The 7,667-nt window shown below is 67.0% G+C and carries 7 protein-coding genes and 2 pseudogenes; 6 read left to right on the top strand and 3 right to left on the bottom strand.

The features are described 5' to 3' along the window. The 5 genes from LPZ50_RS18895 to LPZ50_RS18875 all read left to right on the top strand — a co-directional run. Positions 1 to 307: formate dehydrogenase accessory sulfurtransferase FdhD (locus LPZ50_RS18895; protein ID WP_230663629.1), on the top strand; the 307-nt coding region annotated here is incomplete at its 5' end. Positions 308 to 309: 2 nt separating this feature from the next. Continuing rightward, on the top strand, positions 310 to 564 hold the full coding sequence (locus LPZ50_RS18890) for a formate dehydrogenase subunit delta (RefSeq protein ID WP_230663626.1): 255 nt from the start codon (positions 310 to 312) through the stop codon (positions 562 to 564). 88 nt (positions 565 to 652) lie between these two features. Continuing rightward, the gene (locus LPZ50_RS18885; RefSeq protein WP_230663624.1) at positions 653 to 2,314 is read left to right on the top strand and encodes an OFA family MFS transporter; all 1,662 of its coding nucleotides are present in this window, start codon (positions 653 to 655) and stop codon (positions 2,312 to 2,314) included. Between the two features lie 253 nt (positions 2,315 to 2,567). Further along, positions 2,568 to 3,698 (top strand): methyltransferase, encoded by a 1,131-nt coding sequence (locus tag LPZ50_RS18880; RefSeq protein ID WP_230663621.1) that lies wholly within the window; start codon positions 2,568 to 2,570, stop codon positions 3,696 to 3,698. 146 nt (positions 3,699 to 3,844) lie between these two features. Beyond that, positions 3,845 to 5,761, top strand: coding sequence for a bifunctional metallophosphatase/5'-nucleotidase (locus tag LPZ50_RS18875; protein WP_230663618.1), 1,917 nt, complete (start codon positions 3,845 to 3,847; stop codon positions 5,759 to 5,761). A gap of 73 nt (positions 5,762 to 5,834) precedes the next feature. Here the strand turns inward: LPZ50_RS18875 and LPZ50_RS18870 are convergent, their stop codons facing one another. Both LPZ50_RS18870 and LPZ50_RS18865 read right to left on the bottom strand, forming a co-directional pair. Next, positions 5,835 to 6,365, bottom strand: a complete 531-nt coding sequence (locus tag LPZ50_RS18870) for a chromate transporter (RefSeq protein ID WP_230663615.1) — start codon at positions 6,363 to 6,365, stop codon at positions 5,835 to 5,837. Beyond that, entirely contained in the window at positions 6,362 to 6,925 is a 564-nt protein-coding gene (locus LPZ50_RS18865; protein ID WP_230663611.1) for a chromate transporter, read from the bottom strand. The genes LPZ50_RS18870 and LPZ50_RS18865 overlap by 4 nt, the downstream gene beginning before the upstream one ends. Positions 6,926 to 7,120: 195 nt before the next feature. Between LPZ50_RS18865 and LPZ50_RS18860 the strand changes: the two are divergent. Beyond that, positions 7,121 to 7,459, top strand: a pseudogene (locus LPZ50_RS18860) (EamA family transporter); the annotation flags it as partial. Positions 7,460 to 7,479: 20 nt separating this feature from the next. Here the strand turns inward: LPZ50_RS18860 and LPZ50_RS25475 are convergent. Next, positions 7,480 to 7,638, bottom strand: a pseudogene (locus LPZ50_RS25475) (S-ribosylhomocysteine lyase); the annotation flags it as partial. Positions 7,639 to 7,667: the final 29 nt, after the last annotated feature.

Raw genomic sequence — 7,667 nt, 5'->3', positions numbered from 1 at the left:
CGACGCCGCGGGCCAGCTGCAGCTGGTGCGCGAAGACGTGGGCCGGCACAACGCGCTGGACAAGCTGGTGGGCGCCCTGTCCCGCCAGCACCCTGGTCCGCAGGGCGGCCTGGCGCTGGTGTCCAGCCGCGCCAGTTTCGAAATGGTGCAAAAATGCGCGTCCGCCGGCATCGGCGTCCTGGCGGCCGTGTCCGCGCCCACCGCGCTGGCCATCCGCGTGGCCCAGAACACCAACGTGGCGCTGCTGGGTTTCGTGCGCAACGCCGACGCCGCCATCTATTCACATCCTGAACGCATCCAGCCCTGACCATGGACATCGCCAACCTGATCCGCATGGCCAACCGCATCGGCGATTTCTTCGATGCCCTGCCCGACCGCGCCGAGGCGCTGGAAGGCGTGGCCGGCCACATTCACAAGTTCTGGGAGCCCCGCATGCGCCACGCCCTGCTCGATTTCCTGGCCGCCCACCCCGACGGCCAGGACGGCGACGTCCGCCTGCACGAGATCGTACGGGAAGCCGTCGCGGCGAACCGCCAGCGGCTGACCCCCGCCCAACCCGCATAAGGCTTGCCCGACACCAATAAACACAGAGGCCGCCGCACTTCGCGAGCGCCCATACCCGGCCTGCGCGCCACCCTGGAGAGGAGACACTATGAGCGATACCGCCACACTGGATTTGCCCGGCGCGAGGCCGGGCTTCCTGGATAAAGAACGCACCATCGCGGGCCCCGGCTTCAACCGCTGGCTGGTGCCGCCGGCGGCGCTGGCCATCCACTTGTGCATAGGCATGGCCTACGGCTTCTCGGTGTTCTGGCTGCCATTGTCCAAATCGCTGGGCGGCGCGGCAGCCACCTGCGCCGCCGACATGAGCGTACTGGCGGAGCTGTTCACCACCCAGTGCAACTGGCGCATTTCCACCATGGGCTGGATGTACACCCTGTTCTTCGTGCTGCTGGGCTGCGCCGCCGCGCTGTGGGGCGGGTGGCTGGAACGCGCCGGCCCGCGCAAGGCCGGCATAGTGGCCGCCGTGTGCTGGTGCGGCGGGCTGGTCATTTCCGCCATCGGCATCTATGCGCATCAGCTGTGGATGCTGTGGCTGGGGTCGGGGGTCATCGGCGGCATCGGGCTGGGGCTGGGGTATATCTCGCCGGTCAGTACCTTGATCAAGTGGTTCCCCGACCGGCGCGGCATGGCCACCGGCATGGCCATCATGGGTTTCGGCGGCGGCGCCATGATAGGCGCGCCGCTGGCCGACATGATGATGCGCCATTTCGCCACCCCCGCGGGGCTGGGCGTGTGGCAAACCTTCCTGACGCTGGCCGTGGTGTACTTCGTGTTCATGATGTCGGGCGCGCTGGGCTACCGCGTTCCGCCCACCGGCTGGAAACCCTCCGGCTGGACCGAGCCCGTCAAGCATGCCAACAACGTGATGATCACCAAGGGCCATGTGCACGTGAAGCGCGTGTGGGGCATTCCCCAGTTCTGGCTGGTGTGGTGGGTGCTGTGCCTGAACGTCACGGCGGGCATCGGCATCATCGGCATGGCGTCGCCGCTACTGCAGGAAGTGTTCGGCGGCTCGCTGATCGGCCAGCCCGACCTGCCCTTCAATCAGCTGGACAAGGCCCAGCTGGCTTCCATTGCCGCCATCGCGGCGGGCTTCACTGGCCTGCTCAGCCTGTTCAATATCGGCGGCCGGTTCTTCTGGGCCAGCCTGTCGGACAAGCTGGGCCGCAAGATGACGTACTTCGTGTTCCTGGTGCTGGGCTTCGTGCTGTATGCCTCGGTGCCGTGGTCGGCGCATCTAGGCGCGCTGGCCCTGTTCGTGGGCGCGTTCTGCATCATCATCTCGATGTACGGCGGCGGCTTCTCGACGGTGCCGGCCTACCTGGCCGACCTGTTCGGCACGCAGATGGTGGGCGCCATCCACGGGCGCCTGCTCACGGCGTGGTCGGCGGCTGGCATCTTCGGGCCGGTGCTGGTGAACTACATCCGCGAATACCAGTTGTCCATAGGCGTGCCGCGCGCCCAGGTGTACGACATCACCATGTACATCCTGGCGGGCATGTTGATCCTGGGTTTCCTGTGCAATATGGCGATCCGTCCGGTCAACCCGAAGTACTTCATGAGCGACGAGGAACTCGCCCGCGAAAAAGCCCTGGCCCACGAGCGCGCCGTGGCGTCCGAAGTGCACGGCGAGGGCACGTCCACCTTCAAGACGCCGTTCGCCCTGGTGCTGTTCGCCTGGGCATGCGTGGGCATTCCGCTGGCCTGGGGCATCTGGACCACGCTGCGCAAGACGGCGGTGATGTTCTAGGGATGGACGCTGAGGCGGCCACAAGCCGCCTCAACGGACGGTGTCTGACACCCAAGGTGTCAGACACCCATGCGTCACCTGGGATCCAAAGCGTCAGACGTCCATGCGTCACCTGGGACCCAGTGTTGCCGGGTGTCTGGCTCCCGCCAGGGTGCCAGACACCGCCCGCCTGAACGCGCCCCCGGCCGGCCCTGCGGCGTTCGGCTCGGATGCCTGCCACTACAATGGCAGGCTGTCCGCCCCGGATCCCCGAATGTCTTTCCTGCCTCTTGTCCACTGGACCGAATCCGGCCAGCCGCATAGCGCCCAGTGGCGCTCGGAATCGGCCGCGCCGCCGCCTGTCCGCATCCACATCGCCGACGACCAGATCCCCGCCGATGCCGCTTACCGGCTGATCTGCGAAGGCACCCATCTGCTGTGGCGCGGCGATTTCCACAATGCCCGGCAGTTGCTGCAGGCCCTGGCCCGCCGCATCGACAAGAAAAAAACGGGCAAGCCTGCAGAATCGCCCCGCGAGGCATTCAACCGCCACCGCATGGCCCAGGCCCAGCGCGCACGCCTGCTGGGCAGCGTGCTGCTGCCCTTCGACGCCGGCCATAGCATTCCCCTGCGCCGCGCCCCCGACGCGCGCCAGGCCTGCCTGGAAGCCTACGGCCCGGCCGACGGCCCCTACCTGGCCTCGCTGCGCGAATTGCAGGGCATCATCGGCGCGCATGAATGGCGCAAGAAGGGCGTACCCATTCCCGCCCTGAATGCCCGCATCCACCCCCACTATGGTGTGTTCTCGCCGGTTCGGGGCGAGTACGTGGCCCTGGTGGCGCAGGCTCCCCTGCCGGGCGGCAAGCCGCCGCTGGCCTGCGATATCGGCACCGGCACCGGGGTGCTGGCCGCCGTCCTGGCGCGGCGCGGCATCGGCCGCGTCATTGCCACCGACCAGGATCCGCGTGCCCTGGCCTGCGCGCGCGAGAACCTCGAGCGCCTGGGCCTGCAGGAACAAGTAGACGTCGTGCAGGCCGACCTGTTTCCCGAAGGCCGCGCCGACCTGGTCGTGTGCAACCCGCCCTGGCTGCCGGCACGCCCCAGCGCCCCGGTGGAGTACGCCATCTACGACCCCGACAGCCGCATGCTGCGCGGTTACCTGGAAGGCCTGGCGGTCCATCTGGCGCCGCGCGGCGAGGGCTGGCTGATCATGTCGGACCTGGCCGAACACCTGGGCCTGCGCGCCCCGGATGAACTGCAGGCACTGATTGCCGGTGCGGGCCTGCGCGTGGCTGGCCGCCTGGATGCCCGCCCCCTGCATCCACGCGCCTCCGACCCCGGCGACCCGTTGCACGCCGCGCGCGCCGCGGAAATCACCACGCTCTGGCGCCTGGCCGCGGCCTGAGCCCCACCCCGGCATCGTTCAACCGCATGGAGCGCCCTTCCGGGCGCGTGCCGGGTTGCGCGTTTCTTTCACCGTCATCATTTGTTCATCGCGCCGTCATCTGCGTCCTCAATGATTCGGCTTCCCCGACAAGAGGCGCGCGGCCCATGAAAACCTGGAAGAAGCACACAAACATATTGATGATGAGCGGACTGGCCCTGCTGGCTGGTTGCGGCAGCGGCGATGATGACGACGATGACGCGCCGCCGCCCCCGCCGCCGGTGGCCAGCCAACCGATGGAACTGACCATCTTGCATGTCAACGACCATCACTCGAACCTGGACAGCAAGTCCAAGACCCTGATGCTGAAGAATGCCGCCGGCACCGCGACCGAGGTCGGCGTGGACGCGGGCGGCTTTCCCCGCGTAACCGCCGCCATCGACGCGCTGGCCACGGAATCGGCCAATGTGCTCAAGCTGCACGCCGGCGATGCCATGACCGGCACGCTTTATTTCAACCGCGCGGGCGAGCCGGGCGAGGCCGACGCGGCCATGATGAATACCGTGTGCTTCGACGCAATGACGGCGGGCAACCACGAATTCGACAAGGGCGACAGCGGCCTGCACCGTTTCATTGAACTGCTGCATTCGGGCGAATGCCAGACGCCCGTGCTGAGCGCCAACGTCACCTTTGCCGATGCATCGCCGCTGAATCCCTCGCGCGCGCCGGACTGGGTGCGGCCCTCGATCACCGTGCAGCGCGACGGCCAGTCCATCGGCCTGATCGGCCTGACCATCGCCAACAAGACGCAGCAGTCGTCCAGCCCCGATGCCGGCACGGTATTCACGGACGAAACCGAGGCCGCCCAGGCCCAGATCGACGCATTGCGGGCCCAGGGCGTGAACAAGATCGTCCTGATGAGCCACATCGGCTACAGCTACGACCAGCAAGTCATCGCCGGCCTGAGCGGCGTGGACGTGGTGGTGGGCGGCGATTCGCACAGCCTGCTGGGCCCCGGCACGCTGGCCGACTACGACGTGGGTTCGCCGGCCGGCGCATACCCCACCGTGCTGACCGACAAGGACGGCAAGCGGGTCTGCCTGGTGCAGGCCTGGGAATACTCGCAAGTGGTGGGCGAACTGAAGGTAAGCTTCGATGCCAACGGCGACGTCACACAGTGCTCGGGCACGCCGCACGTGCTGATCGGCGACGCGCTGACCGTGGGCGGCACCGCGCCGAACCCGGCCGACCAGGCCGCCATGCAGGCCGATATCGCGGCCAGCGGCTTCCTGCGCGTGCAGGCGCCCGACGCCGATGCGGCGGCTGTGCTGAAGCCCTTCAAGGACAAAGTAGACACCTACAGCAACAGCGTGGTGGCCTCGGTACCGCAAGAGCTGTGCTCGCGCCGCGTACCGGGCGGCCCCGGCTCGGTGGACTACGGCCGTTCCAGCATCGCGTGCAATGCGTTGGCCAGCGTCGATGTGCGCGGCGGCGATATCCAGCAACTGGTGGCGCAAGCCTACCTGGAAGTCGCCAACATGCAGTACGGCGGCGCCGACATCACCCTGCAAAGCGGCGGCGGCGTGCGCATTCCGCTGGAAGGCAATGTGACCGCGGCCAACGTGATCGAAGTGCTGCCCTTCGGCAATATGCTGTGGCGGCTGGACATCACGGGCGCCGAAGTCAAGAGCATGCTGGAAGACGGCATGCAGGCCGTATACGGCCCCACCGGCACCACCGGCCCGTACCCCTACACCGGCGGCTTGCGCTTCGACGTGGACAGCCTGGCGGCGCAGGGCAACCGCGTATCGAACGCGGAAGTGTGGGACGCCGCCAGCGGCGGCTGGCTGCCGCTGGACCCGGCCCGCACCTACAAACTGTTCGTGCTGAGCTTCAATGCCACCGGCGGCGACGGCTACAAGACCCTGGCCAACGTGCCCGCCGAGCGCCGCCAGGACATCGGCGTGCTGGACGCCGACGTGCTGCAAACCTATATCGACATGCAGGCCGAGGATGCCAGCGGCCTGCCGGTGCTGAACCGCCTGCCGGTGGATCTGTACAGCACCAAGTCGTATATCGAGTAAGCGCGCGGGCCTCGGCCCGCTCGGGTGTCTGGCTCCCGCCAGGGTGCCAGACACCGAAATCGGCACGGAAATATCAAGGCTGCCCGATGCCTGTCAGGCCCAGCAGGGCGCCGGCGGCCAGCATCCACAAGGGGTGCACGCGGGTGAAAATCGTGGCCCCCGCCACCAGCGCCGTAATGGCGCCCAGCATCCAGGTATGCACCGAGGCCTGCGTGATCAGCGCCGCGCTGGCCGCCATCAGGCCGACCGTCATGGGAAATATGCCCATCTGCACCACGCGGCGCCAGGGCTGGTCTTTGAAGCGTTCCCACAGGCCCAGCGCCACGGCGGTCAGTATCGACGACGGCCCGAACTTGGCAATGGACGTGACCAGCGCGCCCTGCCATCCGGCCACGTGCCAGCCCACCAGCGTCACTACCATCAGGTTGGGGCCCGGCGCGGCCTGGCTCAGAGCGAACAGGGCGCTGAAATCCGCGGCCGACATCCATTGATGCACCTGTACCACCTGCCGCTGCATTTCCGGCAGGATGGTGTTGCCGCCGCCGAAGGCCAGCAGCGACAGCTGCGTGAAAATCACCAGCAGCGAGATCAGCACGGCGCTCATCGCATCGTTCTCCAGGTGGCGAAGATGCTGATGGGCGTCAGGATCAACATGGTGGGCAGCAAGGGCAGGCGCAGCACGGCAATGCACAAGAAGCACGCCAGCGCCACCGCGATGGCGGCCCATTTACCGCGCAGGGGCCGGGCGATTTTCACCGCCATGGAAATCAGCAGCCCGGCGGCGGCCGCGGCCAGGCCGGCGAACAGGTGCTGGATGCGCGGGTCGTCGGCGTAGCGCTGGTAAACCACGCCCAGCGAGATCACGATGACAGACGGCGCGGCGATCAGGCCCATCAGTGCGGCGAGCGCGCCCCTGGGCCCACGGAACTTCATGCCCAGCGCCACCGACATATTGATGATGTTGCCGCCGGGCAGGAACTGGCACAGGCCCAGCAGTTCGGTGAATTCTTCGGAAGACAGCCAGCGGTTCTTCTCGACCACCATGTGCCGCGCCAACGGCAGCGCGCCGCCGAAGGCGCTCAGCCCCAGCCAGAAAAAACCCGTGAACAAGGCCCGGCAAGTGGGCCGGGAAGCGTCGGAAGCGGTGGGAAGCGTGGCATTCATGATCGGGCTACCGGTAACAGGGTCGAAAGCCTACTCCTGCCCGTCCCGGACTGCAATCGGCCCGGGAAGCCGGCAGGGCTTGCCGTAGAATGGCAGGCGCGGCGGCCTTCCTGGCCGCCCTGCCGCAGCATGCCCTCTTCCGCTACCCGTCCGCCGTCCTCGTTGCTATACCCCATCTTGCTGCTGATGGTGGCCATGGTATCCATGCAGAGCGGCGCCGCGCTGGCCAAGAGCCTGTTTCCCGCCGTGGGCGCGCAGGGCACCGCGGCGCTGCGGCTGATGTTCTCGGCATTGATCCTCATGGCCTATTTCCGGCCCTGGCGCATGCCGATGACGCCAGCCGGATGGCGGCTGGTGCTGGCCTTCGGCGCGGCGCTGGGCAGCATGAACCTGCTGTTCTATATGTCGCTGCGCACCATTCCGCTGGGTATCGCCGTGGCGCTGGAATTCACCGGGCCGCTGGGCGTGGCGCTGCTGACATCGCGCCGGCCCGCCGATTTCGCCTGGCCGCACTGTTTTTCGTTGGCCGCCGGAATCTCCGTAATATCGATGGCTTCTTTCAGCGTAGCGTCAAGCAGGTCTACAATTTCTTCCGCTGTCGGCTCGCCGCTGACAACAAGATAATAGCCTGTCTGGCAGCCCATCGGTGAGATATCTATGATGTCGAAGTGATCGTATTTCTCAGAATGTGTGCGAATCGTAAACGCAAGCAAGTGCTCAAGCGTATGAATCGTATCCGGCT

Source organism: Bordetella petrii, assembly GCF_020991325.1.
Taxonomy (GTDB): domain Bacteria; phylum Pseudomonadota; class Gammaproteobacteria; order Burkholderiales; family Burkholderiaceae_B; genus Bordetella_A; species Bordetella_A petrii_E.
Note: the sequence above shows the minus strand (reverse complement) of the source record. Positions and strands in the feature narration are given on the sequence as shown.

Coding starts and splice junctions, on each gene's coding strand:
- LPZ50_RS18890 (WP_230663626.1), top strand. CDS start 310: ATGGACATCGCCAACCTGATCCGCATGGCCAACCGCATCGGCGATTTC.
- LPZ50_RS18885 (WP_230663624.1), top strand. CDS start 653: ATGAGCGATACCGCCACACTGGATTTGCCCGGCGCGAGGCCGGGCTTC.
- LPZ50_RS18880 (WP_230663621.1), top strand. CDS start 2,568: ATGTCTTTCCTGCCTCTTGTCCACTGGACCGAATCCGGCCAGCCGCAT.
- LPZ50_RS18875 (WP_230663618.1), top strand. CDS start 3,845: ATGAAAACCTGGAAGAAGCACACAAACATATTGATGATGAGCGGACTG.
- LPZ50_RS18870 (WP_230663615.1), bottom strand. CDS start 6,365: ATGAGCGCCGTGCTGATCTCGCTGCTGGTGATTTTCACGCAGCTGTCG.
- LPZ50_RS18865 (WP_230663611.1), bottom strand. CDS start 6,925: ATGAATGCCACGCTTCCCACCGCTTCCGACGCTTCCCGGCCCACTTGC.